Here is a 25567-nt window from a genome sequence, read left to right on the forward strand (position 1 = left end):
CACCCCGGTAGGTTAAATTTCAACTACATGCCGAGAGTGATCCGACTCACAGGAAAAGGGCCCCTGACCTGCTCAGTCCTCGGCGGCTCGGGCGGCGCCGGCACCGGCACCGGCCTCGCGCTCGCCCTCGGACAGCGCCGCGTCGAGCCGGGCCCGGGCGCCCTCCAGCCAGCGACGGCAGACCTTCGCCAGCTCCTCGCCGCGCTCCCACAGGGCCAGCGACTCCTCGAGCGTCGTGCCGCCCGCCTCCAGGCGGCGTACGACCTCGATCAGCTCGTCCCGCGCCTGCTCGTAGCCGAGCGCGGCCTCGTCCGTGTTGGCAGCCATGCGATCCACCCTATGTGTGAGGTCCGACAACGACGTTCAGCTCGCCCTCCGAGACCCGCGCGCGCAGCTCGTCGCCCACCGCGACCTCCTCCGGCGAGCGGACGACCGCCCCGTCGGCCCGCTGCAGCACCGCGTACCCCCGCTCCAGGGTCGCCGCCGGCGACAGCGAGACCACCCGGGCCCGGGTGTGCGCCAGCTCCGAGTCCGCGCGGTCGAGGAGGTGGCCGAGCACCCGCCGGCTGCGGGCCACCAGCGCGTCCACCTCCGCCTCGCGCTCGTCCACCATCCGGTGCGGATGCTCCATCGACGGGCGGGCCAGCGCATGGGCAAGACCCCGCTCCTCGCGGTCGAGCAGCCCTTGGACGGAGCGCAGCGCACGGTTGCGCAGCTGCCGCACCCGGTCCAGCTCCTCGCCGACGTCCGGCACCACCTTCTTCGCCGCGTCCGTCGGCGTCGAGGCCCGCACATCGGCCACCAGGTCGAGCAGCGGCGAGTCCGGCTCGTGTCCGATCGCCGACACCACGGGCGTACGGCACTCGGACACCGCGCGGACCAGCTGCTCGTCCGAGAACGGCAGCAGATCCTCCACGCTGCCGCCGCCCCGCGCCACGATGATCACGTCCACGTCCGTGAGCTCGTCCAGCTCCTTGACCGCCTGGACGACCTGGGTCACCGCGTGCACCCCCTGCACGGCGACATTGCGCACCTCGAAGCGGACGGCCGGCCAACGGCGCCGTGCGTTCTCCAGGACGTCGCGCTCGGCCGCCGATGCCCGCCCGCACACCAGCCCCACCCGGTGCGGCAGGAAGGGCAGCGACTTCTTGCGCTCGGCGGCGAACAGCCCCTCCGCGCCCAGGGTCCGCTTCAACTGCTCCAGACGAGCCAGCAGTTCGCCGATCCCCACCGGCTTTATCTCCACGGCCCGCAGCGACAGCTGCCCCCGCGGCGCGTACCACTCCGGTTTGGCGTGCACGACTACGCGTGCGCCCTCCCCCACGACGTCCGCGACCGCGTCGAAGACCTGCCTGAAGCAGGTGACGCTCACGGAGATGTCGTACGAGGGATCGCGCAGGGTCATGAAGACGACCCCGGCGCCCGGCCGCCGCGAGAGCTGGGTGATCTGCCCCTCCACCCAGACGGCGCCGAGCCGGTCGATCCACCCTCCGATGAGCCGTGACACCTCGCCGACCGGCAGCGGAGCTTCCGCGGACGTATTGAGAGCCATACGGGCGAGCGTATCGGCCGGGTGCGACAACGTGGCCCATGCCGACGGTGATACGTGACCGCGCCCGCGGGGGCCTGCCCCCGCGCCTACCGCTTCCGCGGCGGAAACAGCGGCCAGTTCGCCATCGGTCTTCCCCTGAAGCCTCCCTTGAAGGGGGGATCTCTCGCCCCGTCCGGGCGGCCTTACGATGGGGGGCATGACTGCTACGACTCCCGCCCGACGCGTCCTGCTCGCCGCTCCCCGTGGCTACTGCGCGGGCGTGGACCGTGCCGTGATCGCCGTGGAGAAGGCCCTGGAGCAGTACGGGTCGCCGATCTACGTCCGCCACGAGATCGTCCACAACAAGTACGTCGTACAGACCCTGGAGAAGAAGGGCGCGATCTTCGTCGACGAGACGGCCGAGGTCCCCGAGGGGTCCATCGTCATGTTCTCCGCGCACGGCGTGGCGCCGATCGTCCATGAGGAGGCGGCGCAGCGCAAGCTCGCGACGATCGACGCGACGTGCCCGCTGGTCACCAAGGTCCACAAGGAAGCCGTGCGTTTCGCGGACGAGGACTACGACATCCTGTTGATCGGCCACGACGGCCACGAGGAAGTCATCGGCACGTCCGGCGAGGCCCCCGACCACATCACGCTTGTGGACGGCCCCGAAGACGTCGCCAATGTGTCCGTGCGGGACGAGTCGAAGGTCGTCTGGCTCTCGCAGACCACGCTGTCGGTCGACGAGACGATGGAGACGGTGGACAAGCTGAAGGAGAAGTTCCCGCAGCTGATCTCGCCGCCGAGCGACGACATCTGCTACGCCACGCAGAACCGCCAGATCGCGGTGAAGCAGATGGGCGCGGAGGCGGATCTGGTCATCGTGGTCGGCTCCAAGAACTCCTCGAACTCGGTGCGGCTGGTCGAGGTGGCGCTGGGCGCGGGAGCGGGCGACGCCCACCTGGTGGACTACGCGCAGGAGATCGAAGAGGCGTGGCTGGAAGGCGTCTCTACCGTCGGCGTCACGTCGGGCGCGTCCGTGCCCGAGGTGCTGGTCGAGGGCGTACTGGAGTGGCTTTCGCAGCGCGGCTTCGAGGACGTCGAGATCGTGAAGGCGGCGGAGGAGTCGATCACCTTCTCGCTGCCGAAGGAGCTCCGGCGCGATCTGCGCGCGGAGGCGGCGGAGCTGTCCGGGAAGTAACTGTCAGGGGCTGCCCGTAACGTTGTGTCCATGAACGTGTTCGGAGTGGACATCGGCGGATCCGGCATCAAGGGCGCACCTGTGGACCTTGAGCGCGGAGACCTGGCGCACGAGCGCCACAAAGTTCTGACCCCGCACCCGGCGACGCCCCACGCGGTGGCGGACGGCGTGGCCGAGGTGGTCGGCAATTTCGGCTGGTCGGGCCCGGTCGGCATCACCTTTCCCGGCGTCGTCACGGGCGGCGTCACGCGTACGGCGGCGAATGTCGACGAGGGCTGGGTCGACATGGACGCGTCGAAACTGCTGGGCGACCGCCTCGGGGGCCTGCCGGTGACGGTCCTGAACGACGCGGACGCGGCGGGCGTCGCGGAGATGACGTTCGGCGCGGGCCGCGGCCGCAAGGGCACGGTGATACTGCTGACGTTCGGCACGGGCATCGGCAGCGCGGTCTTCATCGACGGCCGCCTGGTGCCGAACACCGAGCTCGGCCACCTCGAACTGCACGGCCACGAGGCGGAGAAGCGCGCGTCGACGAAGGTCAAAGACGACCATGACATGAGCTGGGAGCAATGGGCGCACCGGGTGCAGAAGTATCTGGCGCACGTGGAGATGCTGTTCTCGCCGGAGCTGTTCATCGTCGGTGGTGGGGTGAGCCGCAAGGCGGACAAGTTCGTGCCGCTGATCGAGGGGATCAGGGCGGAGATCATCCCGGCGGAGCTCCGGAACAACGCGGGGATCGTGGGCGCGGCGATGGCGGCGGCGGGGAGCTAGCCGGCGCGGAGGCAGGGGCGAGCGTGCGGCGCCGGACGTGCGGCACGTACGCCGGCCCGCCCCGGCCGGTCGCCGGCGCGGGTCTGTGCGGCGCGGGTCTGTGCGGGCGCGGACGTCGGCCGTGGTCTAGCCGCGGCGCTGCGGAGTGGCCACGCGGGGGCGGCGTTGGCGGCGGGTCATTATGCGGATCTTGCGTACGCACGTGATGAGCCCCGCGATCAGCGTGCCGCCGTACAGCCAGCCGGCGTGCACCGCGAGTGCGGTGACCACCGCCATCGTCTGGCCGCCGAAGCCACCCGTGCCGCCGGAGATCGGCACGATCCCGACCGCGAACGCGATCGGCACGCTGACGGGCGCGGTGACCAGGTCCGCATCCCGCACCCACAGCGCAGTCAGCGCGCTGACGGGCAGGAACAGCAGCCCGTACACCACCACGGAGCCGCCGAACAGCAGCCAGTCCAGGCAGCCGAGCGTGAACATCGTGGCGGCTCCGAACAGCCCGCCGCCGAGACCGGTCAGCCGGGGCTTGGGCAGTCTGCGCAGAGCGAGCACCACCGGCGGCACGGTGCGCGCGGGCCGGGCCGCGACCCGGTACACGGGGGGGCCTTCCGCCAGAGTGCCGTCGGCGAGCGCGCTCTGAGGGGAGAGGGGGACTTGGGGAGGGAGAGGGGGCTGCGGCCGCTGTCGGCGCTGAGATTGACTTGTCCTGGGCTGCTCCACCCGAACAAAGTAGGTCGGGACCGGGGAGGAATCAGGCGTGGGACACGCCCTTTGGCTGACCTTGGCCCTGAGTTCGACTCCCGGCTCCCGTCGATGCCCGGCTTGACCCGCCCGTAAACTGGGGGATCGGCCCACCTCCGGGCCGTACGGCCATCAGCCAGACCTCACTCCAGGAAGTCGCCAACGTGTCGCTCACGATCGGAATCGTCGGCCTGCCGAATGTCGGCAAGTCGACCCTTTTCAACGCCCTGACCAAGAACGACGTGCTGGCGGCCAACTACCCGTTCGCCACCATCGAGCCGAACGTCGGCGTCGTCGGCGTCCCCGACGCCCGCCTCGCCAAGCTCGCCGAGATCTTCGGCTCGCAGCGGATCCTCCCGGCGACGGTCGACTTCGTCGACATCGCGGGCATTGTGCGCGGCGCGAGCGAGGGCGAGGGCCTGGGCAACAAGTTCCTGGCGAACATCCGTGAGTCCGACGCGATCTGCCAGGTCATCCGCGCCTTCAAGGACGAGAACGTCGTCCATGTCGACGGCAAGGTCTCGCCGAAGGACGACATCGAGACGATCAACACCGAGCTGATCCTCGCCGACCTGCAGTCGATCGAGAAGGCGGTCCCGCGCCTGACGAAGGAGTCCCGCCTCCAGAAGGACAAGGTCGCGGTCCTGGCGGCGGTCGAGGAGGCGCAGAAGATCCTCGAGGAGGGCACGACGCTCTTCGCGGCGGGGATCACCGCCGGCACGGAGAAGGGCCGTCTGCTGCACGAGCTGCACCTGCTCACCACCAAGCCCTTCCTCTACGTCTTCAACGTGGATGAGGACGAACTGGTCGACGAGGACTTCAAGAACGAGCAGCGCGCCCTGGTCGCCCCGGCAGAGGCGATCTTCCTGAACGCCAAGATCGAGTCCGAGCTGATCGAGCTCGACGACGACGAGGCGCTGGAGCTCCTCCAGTCGATGGGCCAGGAGGAGCCGGGCCTGGCGACGCTGGGCCGCGTCGGCTTCGACACGCTCGGCCTGCAGACGTACCTGACGGCGGGCCCGAAGGAAACCCGAGCCTGGACCATCAAGAAGGGCGCGACGGCTCCCGAGGCGGCCGGTGTGATCCACACAGACTTCCAGAAGGGCTTCATCAAGGCGGAGGTCATCTCCTTCGCCGAACTGGTGGAGACGGGCTCGGTCGCGGAGGCCCGCGCGAAGGGCAAGGCGCGCATGGAGGGCAAGGACTATATGATGCAGGACGGCGACGTGGTGGAGTTCCGCTTCAACGTGTGACGGGTCTTGTTGCGCGACCCTCCCGAACTGGCAAACATGCAGGTCAGATGGGGTCGGCTCTTCCGGGAGCCGGCCCTTTGCTATTTCCCGTGCGCCCTCCATGCCCGCCTTCGCACTCCATCCCGTAACGAGGTGAAGTAAGATTCAATCTACGTAATAATCTATCTACGTTTATTGTCCTGGGGTGTGGTCATGGAGTTCCAGGGTCGGGCCGGAGATCTTGAACTGCTGGCCGAGCAGTACCGGACAGTGGCCGAGGGGGCTGGAGCCACTCGGGGGCGCGCTGTGATCATGACGGGTCGGCGCCGAGTAGGGAAGTCGCGACTGGTCCAGGAGTTCTGCGACCGTTCGGGAGCGCCGTACGTGGTGTTCCAGGCCACCCGGGGGCGTAACCCTGTGACGGAGCGCGCCGACTTTGCCGCGACCCTCGCGCAGTCGCTACTACCGGGGGCGGAGCTGATCGCCGGCCTCCAGGCGCAGGACTGGAACCAGGCCCTGCGCTCGCTGGCGCTCGCGGTACCCGATGACTCACCCAGCATCGCGGTGATCGACGAGGTGCCTTGGCTGGTCGAGCAGGATCAGGAATTCGAGGGCGCACTCCAGACCGTCTGGGACCGTCACCTGTCTTCCAAGCCTGTGCTTCTGCTGCTGGTCGGCAGCGATGCATCGGTGATGGAGGCCCTGCAGTCGTACGGACGCCCGTTCTTCGGCCGGGCGGCGAAAATGACCGTACATCCCCTGAATCTGGCCGACGTGCAGGCCATGACCGAGCTCGACGCCGCAGGGGCCGTCGACGCTCAGTTGATCACTGGCGGATTCCCCGAGATCGTGCAGTCATGGCGGCCGGGAATGGGGCGTACGGCCTTCTTGCAGGCTTCGGTCGCCAATCCTCTCTCGCCTCTGCTGGTGGCCGGCGAGCTGTCCCTGCTGGGCGAATTCCCCGAGGCTTCGCACTCACGGGCCGTACTGGAAGCGGTCGGCAACGGTGAGCGCACATTCAGCGCAATCGCAGCCCAGGCCGGCGGCGCCAGCGCGCTGCCGTCCGGCACGCTCTCCCCTCTACTGGCCATGCTGCAGGCCAAGCGAGTCCTGGCCGCCGATCTCCCCCTGTCCGCCAAGCCGGACAGCAAGAACAAGCGCTACCGGATCGCCGACCCGTATCTGCGGTTCTGGCTGGCTTTCCTGGCACGCGCGATCCCACTCATCGAGCGTGGCCGCGGTGACTTGGCACTGGAACGCATCGAGCGGTCATGGACCACTTGGCGCGGGCGAGCGATCGAGCCACTGATCCGCGAGTCCTTGCTGCGTCTGATGCCCAACGATGAGTGGCCCGAGACCGAGGCCGTCGGCGGTTGGTGGAACCGTCAGAACAACCCCGAGATCGACCTCGTCGGTGCAGACCGCGAGCCGGTGGCCCGGCAGGTGCACTTCGTCGGGTCGGTCAAGTGGCTGGAGACCCAGCCCTTCGGCCGTCATGAGTACGACGCCCTGGTACGCGACATGCTCGCCGTCCCCGGCACCGCCCCGGATACTCCACTGGTCGCGGTCTCCCGTTGTGGGGTGGCCGATGATCTGCCGCTCACCGCGCACTGGGGGCCGGAGGACCTCGTACGGGCGTGGCAGCCCTGACAGTCGCGGAAGCCGAGGTCTCTCACCTCGCGAGTGCCCCTGGAACCACGGAGCTGCTTGAGGTCCGCGCTGTGAACGGGTCCGCGGCGGCGATGCGGCTAAGGCCGGCGGTGGTGCTGAACGTCGGGCGAGCCCGGTGTTCAGATATATGGACGGCATGTGGAGTGCTTACAAAGAGCAGAATCCATCTCTAATCTTGACTTACTCCAGAACAGGAATACGCTGGGGACAAGAAGCCCAAATCACGCAAAACGGGCTTCCAGTCCAGTGGAGGTGCACCAACATGGGTCCCCTGGAAGGCCCGGGCGATCAGCGCAGCGAGCAGGCACGCGCACGGCGGGAGCCGTCGGGCGGCGTGGCCGGCGCGGTGCTGTTGGACCAGGAGCAGGAGCCTGCCTGCCCACCGTCTCCCTGGCAGCAGGGCGCGGGTGTGTCCTCGTGGCCGCTGCCCTGGACGCCGACCGCGGTCGCCGACGCGCGCCGCGTCATCCGCGGCGATCTGATGGCCGCATGGGTCCCCGCCACCCTGGTCGAGACGGCGGAACTGCTCGTCAGTGAGCTGGTCGGGAACGCCCTGCGCCACGCGGTGGGGCCGCTGCGTCTCTCCCTGGTGCTGGCCGACGTCATCCTCTGCTCGGTCGGGGACGGCAGCAGCGTGCTGCCGCGACTGCGGTCTGTCGCGCCCGACGACGAGTGGGGACGCGGTCTGGCACTTGTCGAGGCCCTGTCCCGAAGGTGGGGCTGCTACCCGACCGCCCATGGGAAGATCACTTGGTTCGAGCTGGGCCCCTCCGGCGACCGCACCTGCTCCCCGGTGTGATGTGCCACGAGACAGCGGGAAGGCGGCGGCCATGAGCGAGGCCGGGCAGGAACCGATGGCGCGCGCGGCGTCCCGGCTGCGTGAAGCGGGCCTGCGGGTGACCGCGCAGCGCATGGCCGTGCTGACGGCGGTGGAGGCGCTGGCTGAGCACCCCGACGCGGACTCGGTCCGGTCCCGGGCGCGCGAGGTGACCGGCAGGCTTTCCCTCCAGGCGACGTACGACGTGCTGCGCGCGCTGACCCAGGCGGGCCTGACCCGATGTACCCAGCTCGCCGGCCATCCCGCCCGCTACGAGATCGAACGGGGCGACAACCACCACCATTTCGTCTGCCGGGAGTGCGGCGACGTGGCGGACGTGGAGTGTGTGATCGGGGCGGCCCCGTGCCTGGAAGCCCGCCTGCCCGCCACGTACAGCGTGGACGAGGCGGCGGTGACGTTCTGGGGCCGCTGCCCGGCGTGCGCGGACGGCCCGTCCGAATGAGCCCTGCCCGCGGCCCGGGATCCCGGCTCCGGGCCACCGCCTGAGACCGACGCGGGCGGGCCGGGCAGCCTCCTCGCACACCTCAGGCTATCGGCGCCGATGCTGTTCAGACTTGCGGGACTTTGCTGTGCGCGGCTCGTCCGCGTCCGCGAGTTCCGCGAGCACCTCCGCGTGGCAGCGTTCCGGGACGCACCAGCAGCCGAGCCGGCGGCCGCGCAGGGACGGGAGGTGGGCGAGGAGGTCGGGGCGGGCCAGTAGATACGCGCGGTACTTTTCGACGACCTCTTCGCGGGTGCCGTCAGGGCCCGGGCGGAACGGGCTGGCCAGGGGAGAGGCTTCGAGGTGCCAGCCGCCGCGGTGCATGGCCCGGCCCACGTATACGACGTCCGCGTACTCGGGGTCGTCGCGGTGTCCCTTGAGGTTGACGACTGTCGTCCTGTCCATGTGCTGGATCCTCCAGCCTCAGGCCGCGCCCGGCAACGTGAAGACCGCGCAGGTCGTCGTGGCGTGCGCGTACAGCTTGCCGTCGGTCGCGCCGACCACGCGTGCCTCGGCGGTCGCGGTCGTACGGCCCGCGTGGATGACGGTGCCTTCGCTGCGCAGCGGCTGAGTGTCGGCGTACACGGGGCGGACCAGGTTCACCCCCAGCTGGATGGTGGCGTAGGCGCGGCCCGGCGGAAGGGTCGTCATCACCGCGCTGCCGAGCGCGGAGTCGAGCAGCGTGGCCAGGAAGCCGCCGTGGACGGTGCTCATCGGGTTGAGCAGGTGTTCTCCGGGCTCGCCCTCGAAGACGGCCCGGCCTTTCTCGGCCTCCACGAGCCGGAAGCCGAGCGTGCCGCAGATCGGTGCCTGCGGGAAATGGCCTTCCAGTCCGAGTCGGAGCAACTCCAGGCCGGAGCGGCTGCCGGCGTCGGCGTAGCTCGTCGGCAATGCCCAGGTGTGGGTGCGCGAGCGGGTCGTGGTGGCGCCGTCCGCGGCGGGTGTCGTGGTGGTGCCACCTGCGGCGGAAAGGCTCGTGGGCCGCGTCATGGTGTCGTCTCCTCGGGTGGTTCCAGCTGATCTGTGGTGCGGGGAGCGGTCTCGCTCCCCGGGTCCCGCGGGCCGCAGCTCGTAGCTCGCGGCCCGCGGGACCCGCCACCGGGCGGTCAGGGAAGCTTGACCGCCAGGAGGTCCACCGGGCGGATGTCCGGGGCCGAGCTCAGCATCGTCTCCGCCGCTTCCATCAGCGCCGCGGCGATCCGGCCCTGCAGATGACCGGACCGTCCCTGCTCGTCCTCGAACGTGTCGAAGACGCCGAAGGTCGTGGCGCTCTCCCGGAACGCGAACCAGGTGACGGTGTGCTCCTCCTCGCGGGCGAGCTGGAGCGCGTCGCGCAGCATCACCTCAACCTTGTCGGCGTACTCGGGCTTGGCCTCGATGCGGGCCAGCAGGCCGATGTTCATGGTGAGTCACTCCGTAGGTCGGCGTCGGTGTCCCCCGTCCCCGTCGTTTGGGGACACCAGCAAACCTAGGGCGGTGATCAGCGCCTTCCCAGTGTCGTAAACGACTCTTCGGATATGGTTTCCGACATGGACGTGGCGGTGCTGGTCTACGACGGCGTGTTCGACTCCGGACTCTCGGCGATCCTCGACGTGCTCGACGCGGCGAACGCCATGCGTGGTGAGTTTCCACAGCCGCCGCCCGCCTGGCAGGTCACCACCGTCGGTTTCCGCCGACGTGTCCACACCGGCGCGGGGCACGTCGTCACCACCGAGCCGGCCGCCGAGGCCCGGAAAGCGGACCTGCTGCTGGTGCCGGCGCTCGCAGAGCGGCGGCCGGACGCGTTGCTCGACCATGTCTCCGGCTCCGCGTCTGCGGCTGTGCGGACGCTGGTGGCCGACACCCGTGAGCAGGGCACACTCGTCGCCTCGGCCTGTACGGGAACCTTCCTGCTGGCCGAGTCGGGAGTGCTCGACGGACGGAAGGCGACGACGAGCTGGTGGCTGGCACCCGTCTTCCGTCAGCGCTACCCGGCTGTCACGATCGACGACACCAGGATGGTCACCACATCGGACGGTGTGATGACGGCCGGAGCGGCCTTCGGACACGTCGATCTGGCACTGGCCATCGTCCGGATGAGCAGCCCGGCCGTGGCCGACCTCGTCGCCCGCTACCTGGTCGTCGACGAGCGCCCTTCGCAGTCCGCGTACACCATTCCGAGCGCGCTCGCGCAGAGCGATCCCCTCGTTGCCGCCTTCGAGCGCTGGGCCAGGCTGCACCTGGAGGAGCCGATCAGCGTCGTCGACGCGGCGCGCTCACTGGGCGTCAGCGAACGCACCCTTCAGCGGACCGTACGCCGCGTGCTCGGCACGTCTCCCGTGCGATTCGTCCAGGACCTGCGGGTCGAGCAGGCCTCGCACCTGCTGCGGACCACCGGCCTCTCCCTGGACTCCATCGCCCGCAAGGTCGGCTACGAGCACGCGAACACTCTGCGGGTCCTGCTGCGCGAGCGCACCGGCAGTACGACGGGCGCACTGCGCGGCCGTTGACGAACGCGCCAACTCGCCAACACCTCAACGCTCCAACACGCCAATCGCCAAGACCTAGCCGAAGAACTCCAGAAGGGCTTTCGCGACCGTCTCCGGCTGCTCCTCCACGAGATAGTTCCGGCTGTCCTTGACCTCGACCACCCGTACGTCCGTCCCCTGCGCCGGCAGGACCTTCCGCATGTACGCGAAGAAACCCCCGTACGCCAGGCCCAGCATCGGGACCTGTACCTTGCCGTAGCCGTTGAAGTCCGCGATGTCCTGCTGGTACGTCTGGAACCAGCCCTTGCTGGCACGGATCGCGTCCTCGGAGGAGTACGCCTGGGCGTAGATGTCCCGGTCGCGGTCGGTGATCGCGTCCGAGTTCACCAGGCTGAGGCCGAACATGTAGTCGATCAGAGGGCGGTAACGGCCGGTCAGGACCTCTTCCGGGAAGTCCGGGACCAGGTTGAAGGCGAGCCACCAGCGATGCGGGCCCGGGTCGTCGGGGCGGGGCATGATCGGGAAGCTGTAGTAACTCTCGTCGATATGAGTCGTGTTCAGCATGGCCAGTTTGTTGGTCGCGCCCGCGTGGTTGACGGCGTAGGCGAAGGCGACCATGGAGCCGATGCCGTGGCCCGCGATGTGGATTTTGTCGTGGCCGAGATGGCGGGCCAGTTCGCGAATGTCCCGGGCCATCGACTTCTTCTCGAAGCCGGTCTCCGGCTTGTCCGAGCCGCCCATGCCCCGGATGTCGACGGCGATCACCCGGTAGCGGGCCGCCAGCGCGGGCATGACCTTGCGGTACTCCCACCAGGTCTCGGGCCAGCCAGGCAGCAGGAACAGCGGTTCGCCCTCGCCGCCGGTCACGTAGTGCAGGCGGACTCCGTTGACTTCGGCGTGCCGACTGGTGAAGTCGCCCAGGGATGCGGCGAGTTCAGCATCGGTCGTGTGCGTCGTGTGCGTCGTGTGCGTCGTGTGCGTCGTGTTCGGCGGCACGTGGCTTTCCCCCGTCAGGCAGTCGTCACCGGCAGGCGGTCGTGTCCCCGCTGCACCAGTTGGTCGCGGAAGGTCGGTTGTTCCGCGAGCGTCAGCTCGGGGAACCGACGCAGCAGTTGCGGCACCACCGTCTCCGCGGACATCCGGGCCAGCGCGGCGCCCAGGCAGTAGTGCGCACCCGCGCTGAAGGTCAGCGGCTGGTTGTCAGGGCGGGCCGGGTCGAAGACGCCGGGGTCGGTGAACCGGCGCGGGTCGCGGTTGCCCGCGCCGATGATCAGAGTCACCGGAGTGCCCTCGGCCACCCGCACGCCGAAGTACCACATGTCCCGTGCCGCCACGCGGTTCAGCGCCTGCACCGCCGGTTCGAAGCGCAGGGTCTCGTCGACGAAGCCCGCCACCGACCGCGGGTCCTCGCGGAGCCGGTCCGCGTGCTCGGGATGTTCGAGGGCGAGGCGCACCATATTGCTCAGCAGGTCCTGAGGCGCCTCTGCGGCGGCGACGAGGAGCAGCATGAGGTTGGCGACGAGGTCCTCCTCGGTCAGCTCGCCGCCGGTGTCGCGGGCGCGGACGAAGGCGCTCGTCAGGTCCGGGCCCGGAGCCGCGCGGCGCTGGGCGACCAAGTCGTAGAAGTACTCCGCCAGTTGTTCCATCGCGGCGTCCCCCGGCTCCAGCTCTGCGAGATCGCCGATGGGGTCGAGCGCGGTGGTGATGTCCCCGATGATCCCGCGCATGCCCGCCTGGTCCTTCTCCGGGATGCCGAGCAGTTCGCCGATGACGGCGGTCGCGAAGCGGAAGGAGAACTCGGGGACGAGGTCCACGGGCCTGCCGTCGGCGCCGAGTTCCGCGACATGCTGTACGGCGTCGTCCGCCAGCCGGTCCACCATGGGCCGCCAGTTCGCGACGCTGCGGGCGGAGAACGCGCTGCCGAAGAAGCGGCGCAGCCGCTCGTGGTCGGGCTCGTTGGAGAACAGCATGTTCTTGGTGAGCCAGCGCCAGGACGCGTGCTCGCGCCAGCCCGGCATCTTGCCGTCCTGGACCGCGCCGTCCGTGGACAGCAGATCCGGCTCGCGCAGTGCGCGGGCGCATTCGGTGTAGCCGGTGGCGAAGAGGTGGGCGCCGCCGATGTCGACCAGCGATCCGTGGGCGCGCATCTCCTCGTACAAGGGATACGGATTCTGTTTGCCCCCGGGGGTCAGTAAGCGGCCCATGATGTCCAGGGGGTCGGCCATGGTGTCGGTCTGACTCACTCTCGCTCCCGGTTCTGTGCGGTCGAGGAGGTGGTGGCCTGGTGGGTTGGGGTATCCAACCTTCTGGCGGCGACGACGATAACAATCATCAGTTGGAATTGACAACCCTCTCGGAGGCGCGGCAGTGTTGAGTCAGTAGGTTTGAAGTTCAAACCAAGAAAGAGACTGGGGAGGTTGTCGTGGTGCGGGACGCGGTGATCGTCGAGGCGGTTCGTACGCCGGTCGGCAAGGGCAAGCCGGGAGGGGCGCTGCACGAAGAGCGCCCCGTGGACCTGCTGGCTCGCACACTCGCGGCGCTCGTGGAGCGGGCCGGGATCGATCCCGTACTCGTCGACGACGTCGTCGGCGGCTGTGTGACCCAGGTCGGGGACCAGTCGCTCAACATCACCCGGAACGCGGTGCTGGCCGCCGGCTTCCCCGAGAGCGTGCCGGGCATGACCGTGGACCGGCAGTGCGGCTCGTCGCAGCAGGCCGCGCACATCGCGGCGCAGGGTGTGATCAGCGGTGCGTACGACATCGCGATCGCGTGCGGCGTGGAGTCCATGTCCCGGGTGCCGATGGGGTCCAACGTGCTGCCGGGCAGTGACCCGTTCGGGCTGAGGCTGGGCGAGCGGTACCCGGAAGGGCTGGTCGGGCAGGGCATCAGCGCGGAGCTGATCGCCGCGCGCTGGAAGATCTCCCGTGGGGAGCAGGACGCCTTCGCGCTGGAGTCGCACCGGCGGGCCGCGGACGCGTGGGAGCGCGGTGAGTTCGACCGGGAGGTCGTCTGGGCCGGGCAGCGGGACGAGACCGTACGGCCGGGAACCTCGGCCGAGGTGCTGGGCGGGCTCAAGCCGGCGTACTACGACCCGGCCATGGAGCAGCGGTTCCCCGAGATCGGCTGGCAGGTCACGGCGGGCAACAGCTCGCCGGTCAACGACGGCGCCGCGGCGCTGCTGATCATGGGCGCGGATGTGGCGGAACGGCTGGGGCTGCGGCCGCGGGCCCGCTTCCACTCGTTCGCGGTGGCGGGGGACGACCCGCTGCTGATGCTGACGGCGATCATGCCGGCGACCGAGAAGGTGCTGGCCAGGGCGGGGCTCGGTATCGAGGACATCGATCTGTTCGAGGTGAACGAGGCCTTCGCGTCGGTGGTGCTCGCGTGGCAGCGGGAGACGGGCGTGGACGCGGACAAGCTGAATGTGCGGGGCGGCGCGATCGCGATCGGGCACCCGCTGGGCGGCAGCGGGGCGCGCATCATGACGACGCTGCTGCACAACCTTGAGGACCGGGGCGGGCGGTACGGGCTGCAGACGATGTGCGAGGCGGGGGGACTGGCCAACGCCACGATCATCGAGCGCGTGTGAACCGAGCGTTGTGAGCGGTGACGGGGGTGACGGCGGTGACGGGCGGTGACGGGTGGCCCGGGTCCCGGGTGTGGCGTGGGCAGCCCGTCGCGCTCTGGCTGAACGTTTGGATTCGCAACCGACCGACCTAGAATGAAACGCATGTCCAAGAGCATCCAGCCCCGAGAGTGCTCCATCGCCGACGCGCTCGACCTGGTCGGCGAGCGGTGGACGCTGCTCGCGGTGCGCGAACTGAGCCACGGGGTGCGGCGCTTCGACCAGATCGTCCGCAACACCGGGGCGTCCCGCGACATCCTCACGGCGCGACTGCGCAAGCTGGAGGCGGCGGGGGCGGTCCGCCGCAAGCAGTACAACGAGCACCCGCCGCGCTACGAATACCACCTGACGCCGGCGGGCCAGGAGCTCGGAGACGTACTGCTCGCGCTGATGAAGTGGGGCGACCGGCACCTCAACTCCGATGATCCGCCGCTGAAGTGGCAGCACAGTTGCGGCGAGACGCTGGAGCCGGAGTTGATCTGCGCGCACTGCGGCGAGCCGGCGCGCAAGGGTGTGCACTCGCCGACGGGCCGCGGGGCGCTGCCCGCCGGCTGACCTGCCGGTTTCTCCGGGTAGCCGAGCGAGGCGAAGTCCTCGGCGACGGGCCACGGACCGTATGTCCCGGAACCGCCCCAGTCGCCTCTGCGTCCGGGGCGGGTATGGGGACTATGGGGACAGGTATCGAACGCACGCGTGGCTGGGCCGGATGTCTGGCTGTGGTGGCGGGGTTCTGCACCGGGTTCTTCGTCTGGGTGTCGGGCGCCGAGCCCGGGCTGCGGGGCGCCTTCGAGGGGGAGCGGGACTGGAGCCTGCTCTATGCCGAGGGGCCGCTGATGGTGTTCGGGGTGCCCGCCCTGGCGCTCGCGGCCTGGGCGCTGGTGGGCGGGGTGCTGAGGGCGCGGGACTCGGTGGCCGCGGTGGTGGTTGTGCTCGTGCTGGCCGGGGCGGGGTGGGGATGCCTGGAGTGGCTGGAGATGCGGACCGAGCCTTTCACCGAGAGCTACGGGTGGTGAAACGGGGGGTGTAGGGACAGGCTTGCGCGAGAGGCTCATCGAAGGGCCGTACTGATCCGGCCAGGCCGGGCCCGCCTGGCAGTGCCGGCCAGGCCGGGCCCGCCTGGCAGTGCCGGCCTGGCAGTGCCCGCCTGGCAGTGCCGGCCTTGGCAGTGCAGGACGGGCGCAGGACGCGGCTGCGGTCCGTGCGCCAGGTCTGAAGCTACGACCCGGGCGCCAGGCCAGTCTTCAGGCCCGCCCCGCAGAGCGGGACCACGGAGGTGCGGTCGGTCCAGCCGCCCGCTGCCGCCCAGCATGCGACGCCGGTCGACTCGACGAACAGCCCTTGGGCAGCCAGATCCAGCTGGGCGGCACGGATCTGATCCTCCGTCACCGTGAGGAATGTGCCGCCGGATTCCCGTACGGCCCGCAGGATCTGCCGGGCGCGGGGAGGACGGGGGATCGCGATGCCCTCGGCGAGCGTCGGCCGCGGCGGCGCGACGTCGTCGAGCAGATCCTCGGCGCCGGCGTGGAAAGCGGCCGCGAGCGGGGAGACCGTCTCGGCCTGGACCGCGATCAGTGCGGGACGTTCGGCGATCAGGCCGCCTGCGTGGAGCTCGCCGATGGCGAGGGCCGCGCCGAGGAGAAGGGTGCCGTTGCCGACGGGGACGACGATCGCCTCGGGGAGCGTGCCGCCGAGGTCCTCCCACAGTTCGTAGACGTACGTCTTCGTGCCGTGCAGGAAGTACGGGTTGTAGACGTGGCTCGCGTAGAACGTGCCGGGAATGTCGGCGGCGGCGCGGGCGGCCCCAGCGGCGGCCTCGCGGTCGCCCGGGACGAGTTCGAGGTGCGCGCCGTGCGCCCGGATCTGCTCCACCTTCTTGGCGGAGGTGGCCTCGGGGACGTACACGGTGCAGTCGAGACCGGCGCGCGCGCAGTACGCGCCAATCGCCGTGCCCGCGTTGCCGCTGCTGTCGGCGATCACCCGCCGCGGCGCGAGCCGGCGGGCCAGCTCCGCGAGCAGCACCGCGCCGCGGTCCTTGAAGGAGAGCGTCGGCATCAGGAAGTCGAGCTTGACCCAGACGCTTTCTGTGAGCTGTACGAGCGGGGTGCGGCCCTCGCCGAGGGAGACGGCTGGTGCGGAGATCGGCAGCGCTTCGTGGTAACGCCACAGTGAATTGACCCTGACTGACGCCGACAGGGACTCGAGGCCGACTGGTGCAGCGGTGAAGTCCAGATCCCAGGGGCCGCGGCAGGACGGGCAGCACCAGGATGCCGATTCGACGGGGGCGCTGGTGGCGCAGTCCGGACACCGGTACGAGCTCATGGGTCGTCAGCATGGCAGTTGTGTGGCGCATGTGTTACACCACTCCCCGGACTCTTGTGTGATTCCTATGGATCCGCCAACCTTTCGCTCGGCAGGCAAGACGAAGGCACGACAGATTCAACTGTCAGGCGTTGTCATGGGCCTGCCGGTATCCCCCACAGAAGCGCACCACCAATGAGGAGGACCCCTCACATGTCAGTGATGCGTAATTCGCGTCGAAGACTTGCTGCTGCCAGCGCGATAGCCGCCACCGCGCTCACGCTCGGCGCGGCTTCGGCCCTCACGGCCAACGCGGCCGAGACGGCCCCTGAAGGCGTCATTCAGAACGCAGGCGCACCCGGAGTCATCAAGGGCAGCTACATCGTCACCCTCGACGAGTCGGCGCCCGAAGCGGACTCCAAGGCAGGCAAGGCGCTCGCGGCCGAGTACGGTGCGAAGATCAAGAGGACGTACGAAGCCGCGCTGAACGGCTACGCCGTCGAGCTCTCCGAGGCGCAGGCGAAGAAGTTCGCCGCTGACCCGGACGTCGCGTCCGTCGTGCAGAACCGTGTCTTCAAGGCGACCGGAACCCAGCCGAACCCGCCGTCCTGGGGTCTGGACCGGATCGACCAGCGGACCCTCCCGCTGAACCAGAGCTACACCTACCCGGACACCGCGGGCGAGGGTGTGACCGCGTACATCATCGACACCGGTGTACGGATCACCCACAGCGACTTCGGCGGCCGGGCGTCGTACGGCTATGACGCCATCGACAACGACAACACCGCGCAGGACGGCAACGGCCACGGCACGCATGTGGCCGGCACCGTCGCCGGTTCGTCCTACGGCGTGGCCAAGAAGGCCAAGGTCGTCGGCGTCCGCGTGCTCAACAACCAGGGCTCGGGCACGACCGCGCAGGTCGTCGCCGGCATTGACTGGGTGACGCAGAACGCCGTCAAGCCGGCGGTCGCCAACATGAGCCTGGGCGGCGGCATCGACACCGCCCTCGACACGGCAGTGCGCAACTCCATCGCCTCCGGCGTCACCTACGCGGTCGCGGCGGGCAACGACAGCTCCAACGCCTCCAACTACTCGCCCGCGCGCGTCGCGGAGGCCATCACCGTCGGCTCGACAACCAGCACCGACGCCCGCTCCAGCTTCTCCAACTTCGGCAGCGTGCTGGACATCTTCGCCCCGGGCTCGTCGATCACCTCGTCCTGGAACACCAGCGACTCGGCGACGAACACGATCTCCGGCACGTCGATGGCGACCCCGCACGTCGCGGGCGCGGCGGCGCTCTACCTCGCCACCAACAAGACCGCGACCCCGGCGCAGGTGTCCACGGCCCTGACCACCGCCGCGACGAGCGGCGCGGTGAGCAACCCGGGCACCGGTTCGCCGAACCGCCTGCTGTTCGTCGGCAGCGGTGACACCCCGCCCCCCGGCAAGAGGTTCGAGAACACCGCGGACTTCGCGATCAGCGACTTCGCCACCGCCGAGTCTCCGATCGCCGTCAGCGGAGTCACCGGGAACGCTCCGGCCGCCCTGCAGGTGCCCGTCGCCATCCAGCACACGTACATCGGTGACCTCCGCATCCAGCTGATCGCGCCGGACGGCACCGCGTACACGCTGAAGGCGTACGGCGCCGGCGGCAGCACGGACAACATCAACACCACGTATACGGTCAACGCCTCGTCCGAGGTCGCGAACGGCACGTGGAAGCTGCGGGTCAGCGACAACGCGGCACAGGACGTCGGCAAGATCGACTCCTGGGCGCTTCAGTTCTGAGCCGTGCGGTTCGAGCTGCGCAGCCGTGTGCCGCGCAGTCCTGAAAGCTGAGTGAGACGGAGGGGGCGGTCGCTACGGCGGCCGCCCCCTTCGACGTATGATCCGCGCCTGTTCGTGTGATCTCGACCGTCCCGACGGGCAGAGTCGGCTGTCCATGTGGCCGAGCCGGACGGGGGATTCACCGACGACCCCGCCCGGCAGCCCAGGCGCCGGACCCGCCCGGCTTCCGCTCCGTCCGCTAGCGGCGCGAGAGCCCGCGGTCGACGGCGTTCATCAGCTCGCCGTCGGCGGTGTCCCCGTCCAGGGACCAGAACATCGCGCCGCCCAGACCCCGTTCACGGATGTACGAGGTCTTGGCGCGCAGCACCTGCGGATCGTCGTACGTCCACAGGGTGGTGCCGTCGAAGAGCCAGGCGTGGCCGCCGCGCCGGTCCCGGTGGAGTGTGTACGTCCCCGAGTCGGCCAGCTTCTTGAGGGCCTTGTAGTCCTCGTAACCGGCCGCCCAGGTCGCGGGCGCGGGCGCCGCCGCCGGCTGGCCCATGCCGTCGCCGCCGCCTGTCACGCCCGTCCAGCCCTGTCCGTAGAAGGGCATGCCCATCACCAGCTTGCGGGCGGGCGCGCCGCGGCGCTGCCAGTCGCGGACGGTCTGGTCGACGCTGAAGTCACCGCGTGCGTACAGCGCGGACTGCTGGGCCGTGGTCTTCTCGCCCGAGACATGGAAGTCGTAACCTTGGAGGTTGACGAAGTCGAGATCACGCATGATCTTGCGGACCTCGAAGCCCGCGTCGATCTTGGCGGGGGCGGTCGGGACGAAGGCGGTCAGCTCGTAGTGCTTGCGCCCCTTCTTCCCGTGCGCGTCGAGCTGCGTCCTGAACTCCCGTACCAGCGCGGTGAAGTTCTGCTTGTCCTCGGGCCGGTACACGGTGTCCGTGTCGCCCGCCGAGCCCGGCCACTCCCAGTCGAGGTCGACGCCGTCGAAGAGCCCGGCAGCCGCGCCCTCGCCGCCGCGGGCTCCGTCGACGGGCAGATTGCCCTTGATGTAGAGGTCGATGCAGGAGGAGACGAACGCCTTGCGGGAAGCCGGGGTGCGGGCGGCGTCGGAGAAGTGGGTGGACCAGCTCCAGCCGCCCAGGGAGATCAGCACCTTGAGGCCGGGATGCTTGGCCTTGAGCTCGCGCAGCTGGTTGAAGTTGCCCGCGAGCGGCTGCTCGGCGGTGTCGGCCACACCGTCCACGGAGTCGGCGGCGTCCAGCGGGCGGGCGTAGTCGGCCCAGGCGTCCGCCTCGCCGGGGACGCTGCCGGTGAAGCACTTGCCCTCGGAACTCACGTTCCCGAAGGCGTAGTTGATGTGGGTGAGCTTGGCCGCCTGGCCACTGGTGTCCATGTCCTTGACCTGGAAGTCCCGGCCGTAGACGCCCCACTGGGTGAAGTAGCCGACGCGTTTGTACGAGGGCTTTCCGTACTGGTCGTGCCCCGGGGTGGCGGTGGCGGCGGGCGCGAGGGCGGCGAGGAGGGAGAGGGAGCAGGCGGCAACGGCCGCCCTGGCAAGGGATCTTCGGCAGTTTCGACGCATGGCCAGCAACGTATTGGTCTGGACCATTGCGGTCAATGGGTCGGCTCGGATTGAGGCCCGGCGGGGCCGGGTCCGCCAACCCGTACCTGCGGTAAGTGCCTGCTTAAGCGCAAGTCATCACTTCGAGTGAAACTCTGGCCCACGCTTGCGGTCAACAACCCACGGTTGCCAGGCTGTTGCTGTCTGTCAACCTGTTGGGAGTGGCCAGTGACATTCGGTGAGCAGCCCGCCTATCTGCGCGTTGCGAGTGACCTCCGACAGCAGATCGTCAACGGCTCGCTGCCGCCGCACACCCGCCTTCCCTCGCAGGCCCGCATTCGCGAGGAGTACGGAGTCTCGGACACCGTCGCCCTGGAAGCCCGCAAGGTCCTGATGGCAGAGGGGCTGGTCGAGGGTCGCTCGGGCTCGGGCACATATGTCCGTGAGCGGCCGGTTCCGCGCCGGATCGCCCGCTCCGGCTATCGGCCGCCGTCGGGCGCCAACCCTTTTCGCCAGGAGCAGGCCGAAGACGGGGCCCAGGGCACCTGGGAGTCGAGCAGCGAGCAGGAGGTGGCGGGCCCGGAGATCGCGGCCCGGCTCGGCGTCGAGATCGGCGACCGGGTGATGCGTACGCGCTATGTGTTCCGCGACGCGGGCGAGGCGATGATGCTCTCCACGTCCTGGGAGCCGATCGAAGTCACCGGGCGCACCCCCGTGATGCTTCCGGAGGAGGGCCCGCTCGGCGGCTGCGGCGTCGTCGAGCGGATGGCGGCCATCGACGTCGTCGTGGACAACGTCGCGGAGGAGGTCGGCGCCCGCCCGGGGCTTGCGGAGGAGCTCTTGGCACTCGGCGGCGTACCGGGCCATGTGGTGATGGTCGTCGAGCGGACCTACTACGCATCGGGACGCCCGGTCGAGACGGCGGACATCGTCGTCCCGGCGGACCGCTACCGGATCGCATACCACCTGCCGGTGAAGTGACCGGTACGGGAACAGGGCGTCCGGCCCCCGCGATCACGAGTTGACGCCCGCCCGTGGCGCCGGCTCCGGCTACTTCGGCTCCACGCTCACCTACGTCATCTGCGCCTCGTTCACCTTCGTCTTCCTCGCGCTCGAAGGCTCGATCACGGCGCAGGCCATGGCGGCATGGACGCAGACGGTCTGGATCATCCGGGGGCCGGAACCAGCCAGAAGGGACGCATCCAGACGGGTGCGTCCCTCTTTCTTATCTCTTTGTGTAAACCCGTATCCGCTGAGTGAAGGTCAGGCGTAGGCTCGGGCATATGCGTAGTGCGGTTTCCTGGCGATCGTTACAGACCTGCAGGCCGGCCGAGGGAGGGGCGCGATGAACGACGGTGGCGCTGTGCTGCCCTGGCTCGTCATACGGCGGGACGACAACGGCAACCGCTATCGCGTCGGCAGATACGCCACCAAGGACGAGGCGCAGCAGATCGCCGACACGCTCGACGGCCGCGGACACAAGCAGCTGTACTGGGTCGAGCGTATCGGGCAGACGGCGCGCTAGCCGTCCGCATCGGCCGGCCCGCGCCGTCCGGCCCGGCCCGCATCGGCCGACCCGCATCGGCCCGACCGGACCGACGGGCGGGCCGCGGGCGGGCGCGAAGTACGCTCCGGCGCATGAACGAGCGTCGTGTAGTGGTGGTGGCCGGAGCCGTGTTCGACCGGGGGCGGCTGCTCGCCGCTCGCCGCAGCGCCCCCGAAGAGCTCGCCGGCCGCTGGGAACTGCCCGGCGGCAAGCTGGAGCCGGGCGAGAGCCCTGAGCAGGCGCTGGTGCGTGAACTGCGCGAGGAGCTGGGCGTCGAGACCGAGCCGCTGGCGCGGATCCCCGGTGAGTGGGCGCTGGGACCCGGCCGTGTACTCCAGGTATGGACGGCCCGGCTGCTCTCCGGGGAGCCCCAGCCGCTCGAGGATCACGACGCGCTGCGCTGGCTGGCCCCGCACGAGACCGATGCCGTCGACTGGCTCGACCAGGACCGGCCCGCCGTGGCCGAGGCCGCGCGACTGCTGCGCGAAAGCGAGCGGGACGGCGCGCGCGACTGACGCATACGCCGTTCGCACCACGGTGCACCCATTGCTGCCCTTGCCGCGATACCTCGCCCCGAATATCGGGTATGTGCTGATTAACCGTCCGAAACAGGGCGTAGGTCTGCTGCCGGTCCGGGAAGTGAGCGGTGTGATCGACACCGAAGGCGAAGTCGCCGAGTGGTCCTTCCCTGGCGAGCCCGACGCTGTGCGTGCCGCCCGGCACGTCGTGCGCGACACCCTGCGCGCCTGGGGACTGGACGCGGTCATAGGTGATGTCACCGAGCTCCTGGTCAGTGAGCTGGTGACCAATTCTCTACGGTATGCATCGGGTCCGATCGGGGTCCGGATGGTCCGCCCCGAGCGTGGCGACACCGCCCCCAGCCTGCTCGTCGAAGTCTCCGACCCGCTGCCGGACGCCCCCACCGAACGCGCCGCAGAGCCAGATGACGAGGGTGGACGCGGGCTGCAACTGGTGGCTTGTACTGCCCGCCGATGGGGCACCCGGCGCGGGAGAACGGGCAAGACCGTGTGGTTCGAGCTGCCCCTCACTGGTTAGAAGTGTGAAGGGACAACGATCACGTGAAAGGGACGATCGCGCAGGGCCCGGCTCAAAATGAACGAGACCGTGCTGTGATCGTGAACGCCGTGTCGGTCAGGGCCGTAGTGCTGAATACTGCGGTCATGGCCGGTCCGGTGCGGTGAGCTGGAGGGGACGGTCGCGTGAGCGAAATACCTGGGACGGCGAGCGGTGTCGTATGGCAGAGCAGCCCGCCTGGCTCGATCTATGACTACATCAAGGTGGCCTCTTTCTCGATCGGCCCGGACGGGCTGGTCGACCAGTGGAGTCGGCGTGCCGTAGATCTCTTCGGCATCACTGCAGACGAGGTCAGGGGCAAGGACCCGGTCGAAGTCTTCATGCCCGCCGAGCTGCGGCCGCGTGGCCGCCGCCAGGTGTCCGAGATCCTTGATGGCAAGGAATGGACCGGGCTGGTCCCCTTCCGCATACCGAGGCAGCGCGGTGCGCACGGCGTCGCCGAGGTTTATGTGATGCCGAGTGAGACGGAGAGCGGCGAGAAGGCTGCGCTGTGTATCGTCGTGGACGTACGCGCACTGCGCCAGATCGAGACTGATCTTGCCGCTTCGCAGGCTATTTTCGGCCAATCTCCTTTCGGCTTCCTCCTGTTCGGCACGGACCTCACCGTGCAGCGCGCCAACCAGCGCTTCGCCGCCGTCTTCGGGGGCGCCGCCGACGACCACCGCGGACGCACCGTCCACGACTACCTCTCCCGCCCCGAGGCCGAGCGGATGAACGCATCGCTGCGCCGGGTCCTGGAGACCGGCGAATCCGCCATCGATCTCCAGATCGTCGGAGCGGCGCCGGGCAGCACGGAACGCAGGCACTGGTCGATCAACCTCTACCGGGTGCACAGCGGATCCGGCCGTCCCATCGGCGTCGCCGGAATCGGCACCGATGTGACCCGCCGCCAGAACGCGGCCCGCGAGGCCGCCAGCGCCCGCCGCAACCTCGCCCTCCTCAATGAGGCGAGCGCCCGCATCGGCAACTCCCTCGATCTGGAGACCACCGCCCGCGAACTCCTCGACGTCGCCGTCCCCGGCTTCTGCGACCTCGCGGCGGTCGACCTCTATCAAGGGCTTCTCACCGGTGACGAGGCTCCCCCCGGCAGTGCGGACGGCAGCGCCGAGCTGCGCCGGGTCGCCTTCGCCAGCGCCGTCTCCGACGCGCCACTGGTCGCCATCCCGGGCAGCGGCCACAACGCGAGCACCCCCACCGCGGTCGGCGAGGTCCACCGCTATCCCTTCAACTCGCCCTGCGCCGGCGCCCTGCGCACCGCCAGGGTCCAGTCGATCCCGGGCGAGGAAGGCACGCTCGTCCAGTCCACGCTCGCGGTGCCGATGGTCGCGCACGACACCGTCGTCGGCCTGGTGCAGTTCTCCCGTACGAAGGGCAGCGAACCCTTCGGGGAACGGGACCGGGCGCTCGCCATCGAGCTCGCCGCCCGCGCCGCCGTCTGCATCGACAACGCCCGGCTCTACCGCAGGGAACACGAGCGCGCGCTGATCCTCCAGCGCAGCCTGCTCCCGCCCGGAGACCCGGAGGCCGCCGGCCTGGACATCGCTTGCCGCTATCTCCCGGGCAATACGGCGACCGAGGTGGGCGGAGACTGGTTCGACGTCATCGAACTACCGGGCCACCGCACCGCCCTGGTGGTGGGCGATGTCATGGGGCGAGGGCTGCGGGCCGCGGTCGCCATGGGTGAACTGCGCACGGCTGTAAGGACCTTGGCGCTGCTGGACCTGGAGCCGGCCGAAGTGCTCTCCGCGCTCGACGAGATCGCCCGCGGCCTGGGCAGCCCGAGCGGAGCGCAGCAGGCCTCACGCGTCGCCCACAAATCCCGCGAGGCCGACCTCTCCGAGGTCTATCTCGCCACCTGTGTCTACGCCGTCTACGACCCGGTCACCCGCCGCTGCACCTTCGCCAACGCCGGCCATCTGCCGCCTGTGCTCGTCGAACCGGGCGAGGAGGCGCTGCTGCTCGACGTGCCGCCGGGGATGCCGCTCGGGGTGGGCGGCGAGCCCTTCGAAGAAGTCGAGGTCGAGCTCCCCGAAGACGCGCTGCTCGCGCTCTACACCGACGGGCTCGTCGAATCCCGTGACCACCCCCTCGACGAGGGCCTGCGCGCCTTCCGCGCCGCGCTCACCGATCCCGTACGTCCCCTCGAAGACGTCTGTGACCATGTGCTGAACACCCTCGACACCCGGCACGGCGAAGACGACATCGCGCTCCTGATGGCCCGCATCCAGGGGCTGCCCGTCGACGCCGTCGGCGACTGGCGGCTGCCGCGCGAGCCCCGCTCGGTGGGCCGGGCCCGCGAACTGGCCCGTGCCCAGCTGGTCGCCTGGGACCTCCAGGCGCTCGTCGACACGGTCGAGCTGCTGGTCAGTGAGCTGGTCACCAACGCGCTGCGGTACGGCGAGGGCGAGATCCGGCTGCGCCTGCTGCGCGACCGCACCCTGGTCTGCGAGGTGTGGGACTCCGGCCTGGTCCAGCCAAGACGGCGACGGGCGCGCGACACCGACGAGGGCGGCCGTGGACTGCAGCTGGTCGGCCTGCTGAGCGCGGCCTGGGGCTCGCGCCGGACCCCACGCGGCAAGACGGTCTGGTTCGAACTCGCCCTGCCCGACGGGGACTCGACGTCCGAGCCCACTGTCGAGCAGCTGCTCAGTATGTTCTGACGCCGCCGAGCAGGCCGGCGGCCCGGGCCGTAAGGCCCGGGCCGCCGCCGGCGCGGCCACGGCGCCTGC

General features: G+C 69.7%; 27 protein-coding genes. 17 read left to right on the forward strand and 10 right to left on the reverse strand.

Translation table 11 applies throughout. The annotated features are described in order from the left end of the window. Window positions 1-72: 72 nt before the first annotated feature. A complete protein-coding gene (locus ACFYWY_RS28570; RefSeq protein ID WP_389191026.1) occupies window positions 73-327 on the reverse strand; it encodes an exodeoxyribonuclease VII small subunit in 255 nt (84 codons plus the stop codon). Between the two features lie 10 nt (window positions 328-337). Further along, the gene (xseA, locus tag ACFYWY_RS28575) at window positions 338-1552 is read right to left on the reverse strand and encodes an exodeoxyribonuclease VII large subunit (protein ID WP_389191029.1); all 1215 of its coding nucleotides are present in this window, start codon (window positions 1550-1552) and stop codon (window positions 338-340) included. Window positions 1553-1739: 187 nt separating this feature from the next. Here xseA and ACFYWY_RS28580 point away from each other — a divergent pair, with 187 nt between their 5' ends. Beyond that, entirely contained in the window at window positions 1740-2732 is a 993-nt protein-coding gene (locus ACFYWY_RS28580) for a 4-hydroxy-3-methylbut-2-enyl diphosphate reductase (protein WP_389191032.1), read from the forward strand. Between the two features lie 30 nt (window positions 2733-2762). Next, a complete protein-coding gene (ppgK, locus tag ACFYWY_RS28585; protein ID WP_389191034.1) occupies window positions 2763-3503 on the forward strand; it encodes a polyphosphate--glucose phosphotransferase in 741 nt (246 codons plus the stop codon). Window positions 3504-3629: 126 nt separating this feature from the next. Here ppgK and ACFYWY_RS28590 read toward each other — a convergent pair whose 3' ends face one another. Then, entirely contained in the window at window positions 3630-4100 is a 471-nt protein-coding gene (locus tag ACFYWY_RS28590; RefSeq protein WP_389191037.1) for a DUF6542 domain-containing protein, read from the reverse strand. A gap of 308 nt (window positions 4101-4408) precedes the next feature. Between ACFYWY_RS28590 and ychF the strand changes: the two genes are divergently transcribed. The 4 genes from ychF (at window position 4409) to ACFYWY_RS28610 (ending at window position 8427) form a co-directional block, all read left to right on the forward strand. After that, window positions 4409-5497: a redox-regulated ATPase YchF gene (gene ychF / locus ACFYWY_RS28595; RefSeq protein ID WP_389191040.1), complete on the forward strand. Its 1089-nt coding sequence runs from the start codon at window positions 4409-4411 to the stop codon at window positions 5495-5497. A 192-nt stretch (window positions 5498-5689) separates the two neighbouring features. Then, window positions 5690-7126 (forward strand): ATP-binding protein, encoded by a 1437-nt coding sequence (locus ACFYWY_RS28600; protein WP_389191043.1) that lies wholly within the window; start codon window positions 5690-5692, stop codon window positions 7124-7126. A gap of 283 nt (window positions 7127-7409) precedes the next feature. After that, window positions 7410-7946 carry an ATP-binding protein gene (locus ACFYWY_RS28605; protein ID WP_389191045.1) on the forward strand — a complete coding sequence of 179 codons (537 nt, stop codon included), beginning with the start codon at window positions 7410-7412 and terminating at the stop codon, window positions 7944-7946. 31 nt (window positions 7947-7977) lie between these two features. After that, window positions 7978-8427 carry a Fur family transcriptional regulator gene (locus ACFYWY_RS28610; RefSeq protein ID WP_389191048.1) on the forward strand — a complete coding sequence of 150 codons (450 nt, stop codon included), beginning with the start codon at window positions 7978-7980 and terminating at the stop codon, window positions 8425-8427. 87 nt (window positions 8428-8514) lie between these two features. Here the strand turns inward: ACFYWY_RS28610 and ACFYWY_RS28615 are convergent, their stop codons facing one another. The 3 genes from ACFYWY_RS28615 to ACFYWY_RS28625 all read right to left on the reverse strand — a co-directional run bounded on the left by ACFYWY_RS28615 (window position 8515) and on the right by ACFYWY_RS28625 (window position 9869). Then, window positions 8515-8871, reverse strand: coding sequence for a DUF4326 domain-containing protein (locus ACFYWY_RS28615; protein WP_389191050.1), 357 nt, complete (start codon window positions 8869-8871; stop codon window positions 8515-8517). Window positions 8872-8889: 18 nt separating this feature from the next. Next, window positions 8890-9456, reverse strand: coding sequence for a PaaI family thioesterase (locus ACFYWY_RS28620; RefSeq protein ID WP_389191053.1), 567 nt, complete (start codon window positions 9454-9456; stop codon window positions 8890-8892). 116 nt (window positions 9457-9572) lie between these two features. Then, window positions 9573-9869, reverse strand: coding sequence for a putative quinol monooxygenase (locus ACFYWY_RS28625; protein WP_389191057.1), 297 nt, complete (start codon window positions 9867-9869; stop codon window positions 9573-9575). A 114-nt stretch (window positions 9870-9983) separates the two neighbouring features. Between ACFYWY_RS28625 and ACFYWY_RS28630 the strand changes: the two genes are divergently transcribed. Next, window positions 9984-10955: a GlxA family transcriptional regulator gene (locus ACFYWY_RS28630; RefSeq protein WP_389191060.1), complete on the forward strand. Its 972-nt coding sequence runs from the start codon at window positions 9984-9986 to the stop codon at window positions 10953-10955. Window positions 10956-11009: 54 nt separating this feature from the next. Here the strand turns inward: ACFYWY_RS28630 and ACFYWY_RS28635 are convergent, their stop codons facing one another. Together ACFYWY_RS28635 and ACFYWY_RS28640 are read right to left on the reverse strand one after the other, a co-directional pair. Continuing rightward, the gene (locus ACFYWY_RS28635) at window positions 11010-11930 is read right to left on the reverse strand and encodes an alpha/beta fold hydrolase (protein ID WP_389191063.1); all 921 of its coding nucleotides are present in this window, start codon (window positions 11928-11930) and stop codon (window positions 11010-11012) included. A gap of 14 nt (window positions 11931-11944) precedes the next feature. After that, window positions 11945-13177, reverse strand: a complete 1233-nt coding sequence (locus tag ACFYWY_RS28640; protein ID WP_389191066.1) for a cytochrome P450 — start codon at window positions 13175-13177, stop codon at window positions 11945-11947. Between the two features lie 182 nt (window positions 13178-13359). On the opposite strand from ACFYWY_RS28640, the gene ACFYWY_RS28645 reads away from it, so the two are divergent. From ACFYWY_RS28645 to ACFYWY_RS28655, 3 genes are all read left to right on the forward strand, one after another. Then, complete coding sequence (locus ACFYWY_RS28645; protein WP_389191130.1) at window positions 13360-14523, forward strand: thiolase family protein; 1164 nt, start codon at window positions 13360-13362, stop codon at window positions 14521-14523. 141 nt (window positions 14524-14664) lie between these two features. Next, on the forward strand, window positions 14665-15114 hold the full coding sequence (locus ACFYWY_RS28650) for a winged helix-turn-helix transcriptional regulator (RefSeq protein WP_389191069.1): 450 nt from the start codon (window positions 14665-14667) through the stop codon (window positions 15112-15114). A gap of 113 nt (window positions 15115-15227) precedes the next feature. Continuing rightward, a complete protein-coding gene (locus ACFYWY_RS28655) occupies window positions 15228-15572 on the forward strand; it encodes a hypothetical protein (RefSeq protein WP_389191072.1) in 345 nt (114 codons plus the stop codon). Between the two features lie 202 nt (window positions 15573-15774). Here ACFYWY_RS28655 and ACFYWY_RS28660 read toward each other — a convergent pair whose 3' ends face one another. Beyond that, entirely contained in the window at window positions 15775-16878 is a 1104-nt protein-coding gene (locus tag ACFYWY_RS28660; protein WP_389191075.1) for a threonine synthase, read from the reverse strand. Between the two features lie 192 nt (window positions 16879-17070). Here ACFYWY_RS28660 and ACFYWY_RS28665 point away from each other — a divergent pair, with 192 nt between their 5' ends. Beyond that, entirely contained in the window at window positions 17071-18645 is a 1575-nt protein-coding gene (locus tag ACFYWY_RS28665) for a S8 family peptidase (protein ID WP_389191077.1), read from the forward strand. Window positions 18646-18883: 238 nt separating this feature from the next. On the opposite strand, the gene ACFYWY_RS28670 is transcribed toward ACFYWY_RS28665, so the two are convergent. After that, complete coding sequence (locus ACFYWY_RS28670; protein ID WP_389191079.1) at window positions 18884-20218, reverse strand: glycoside hydrolase family 18 protein; 1335 nt, start codon at window positions 20216-20218, stop codon at window positions 18884-18886. Window positions 20219-20425: 207 nt separating this feature from the next. Here ACFYWY_RS28670 and ACFYWY_RS28675 point away from each other — a divergent pair, with 207 nt between their 5' ends. The 6 genes from ACFYWY_RS28675 (at window position 20426) to ACFYWY_RS28700 (ending at window position 25498) form a co-directional block, all read left to right on the forward strand. Next, window positions 20426-21178 carry a GntR family transcriptional regulator gene (locus ACFYWY_RS28675; protein ID WP_389191082.1) on the forward strand — a complete coding sequence of 251 codons (753 nt, stop codon included), beginning with the start codon at window positions 20426-20428 and terminating at the stop codon, window positions 21176-21178. Between the two features lie 40 nt (window positions 21179-21218). Further along, the gene (locus tag ACFYWY_RS28680) at window positions 21219-21470 is read left to right on the forward strand and encodes a hypothetical protein (protein ID WP_389191138.1); all 252 of its coding nucleotides are present in this window, start codon (window positions 21219-21221) and stop codon (window positions 21468-21470) included. A 72-nt stretch (window positions 21471-21542) separates the two neighbouring features. Next, window positions 21543-21722 carry an SPOR domain-containing protein gene (locus tag ACFYWY_RS28685; protein WP_389191085.1) on the forward strand — a complete coding sequence of 60 codons (180 nt, stop codon included), beginning with the start codon at window positions 21543-21545 and terminating at the stop codon, window positions 21720-21722. A 113-nt stretch (window positions 21723-21835) separates the two neighbouring features. Continuing rightward, window positions 21836-22258, forward strand: coding sequence for a (deoxy)nucleoside triphosphate pyrophosphohydrolase (locus ACFYWY_RS28690; RefSeq protein ID WP_389191088.1), 423 nt, complete (start codon window positions 21836-21838; stop codon window positions 22256-22258). 124 nt (window positions 22259-22382) lie between these two features. Further along, window positions 22383-22799, forward strand: a complete 417-nt coding sequence (locus ACFYWY_RS28695) for an ATP-binding protein (RefSeq protein WP_389191133.1) — start codon at window positions 22383-22385, stop codon at window positions 22797-22799. 164 nt (window positions 22800-22963) lie between these two features. Then, complete coding sequence (locus ACFYWY_RS28700) at window positions 22964-25498, forward strand: SpoIIE family protein phosphatase (protein ID WP_389191091.1); 2535 nt, start codon at window positions 22964-22966, stop codon at window positions 25496-25498. The last annotated feature ends 69 nt before the right edge of the window (window positions 25499-25567 follow it).

This window comes from Streptomyces sp. NPDC002870, assembly GCF_042888505.1.
Taxonomy (GTDB): Bacteria; Actinomycetota; Actinomycetes; order Streptomycetales; family Streptomycetaceae; genus Streptomyces.

Excerpts from the sequence above, each read along its gene's own strand:
- ppgK (WP_389191034.1), top strand. The coding sequence starts at position 2,763 with ATGAACGTGTTCGGAGTGGACATCGGCGGATCCGGCATCAAGGGCGCA.
- ACFYWY_RS28605 (WP_389191045.1), top strand. The coding sequence starts at position 7,410 with ATGGGTCCCCTGGAAGGCCCGGGCGATCAGCGCAGCGAGCAGGCACGC.
- ACFYWY_RS28660 (WP_389191075.1), bottom strand. The coding sequence starts at position 16,878 with ATGAGCTCGTACCGGTGTCCGGACTGCGCCACCAGCGCCCCCGTCGAA.
- ACFYWY_RS28690 (WP_389191088.1), top strand. The coding sequence starts at position 21,836 with ATGAACGAGCGTCGTGTAGTGGTGGTGGCCGGAGCCGTGTTCGACCGG.
- ACFYWY_RS28570 (WP_389191026.1), bottom strand. The coding sequence starts at position 327 with ATGGCTGCCAACACGGACGAGGCCGCGCTCGGCTACGAGCAGGCGCGG.
- ACFYWY_RS28630 (WP_389191060.1), top strand. The coding sequence starts at position 9,984 with ATGGTTTCCGACATGGACGTGGCGGTGCTGGTCTACGACGGCGTGTTC.
- ACFYWY_RS28580 (WP_389191032.1), top strand. The coding sequence starts at position 1,740 with ATGGGGGGCATGACTGCTACGACTCCCGCCCGACGCGTCCTGCTCGCC.
- ACFYWY_RS28610 (WP_389191048.1), top strand. The coding sequence starts at position 7,978 with ATGAGCGAGGCCGGGCAGGAACCGATGGCGCGCGCGGCGTCCCGGCTG.
- ACFYWY_RS28615 (WP_389191050.1), bottom strand. The coding sequence starts at position 8,871 with ATGGACAGGACGACAGTCGTCAACCTCAAGGGACACCGCGACGACCCC.
- ACFYWY_RS28650 (WP_389191069.1), top strand. The coding sequence starts at position 14,665 with ATGTCCAAGAGCATCCAGCCCCGAGAGTGCTCCATCGCCGACGCGCTC.
- ACFYWY_RS28665 (WP_389191077.1), top strand. The coding sequence starts at position 17,071 with ATGTCAGTGATGCGTAATTCGCGTCGAAGACTTGCTGCTGCCAGCGCG.
- ACFYWY_RS28670 (WP_389191079.1), bottom strand. The coding sequence starts at position 20,218 with ATGCGTCGAAACTGCCGAAGATCCCTTGCCAGGGCGGCCGTTGCCGCC.
- ACFYWY_RS28600 (WP_389191043.1), top strand. The coding sequence starts at position 5,690 with ATGGAGTTCCAGGGTCGGGCCGGAGATCTTGAACTGCTGGCCGAGCAG.
- ACFYWY_RS28625 (WP_389191057.1), bottom strand. The coding sequence starts at position 9,869 with ATGAACATCGGCCTGCTGGCCCGCATCGAGGCCAAGCCCGAGTACGCC.
- xseA (WP_389191029.1), bottom strand. The coding sequence starts at position 1,552 with ATGGCTCTCAATACGTCCGCGGAAGCTCCGCTGCCGGTCGGCGAGGTG.
- ACFYWY_RS28655 (WP_389191072.1), top strand. The coding sequence starts at position 15,228 with ATGGGGACAGGTATCGAACGCACGCGTGGCTGGGCCGGATGTCTGGCT.
- ACFYWY_RS28685 (WP_389191085.1), top strand. The coding sequence starts at position 21,543 with ATGAACGACGGTGGCGCTGTGCTGCCCTGGCTCGTCATACGGCGGGAC.
- ACFYWY_RS28620 (WP_389191053.1), bottom strand. The coding sequence starts at position 9,456 with ATGACGCGGCCCACGAGCCTTTCCGCCGCAGGTGGCACCACCACGACA.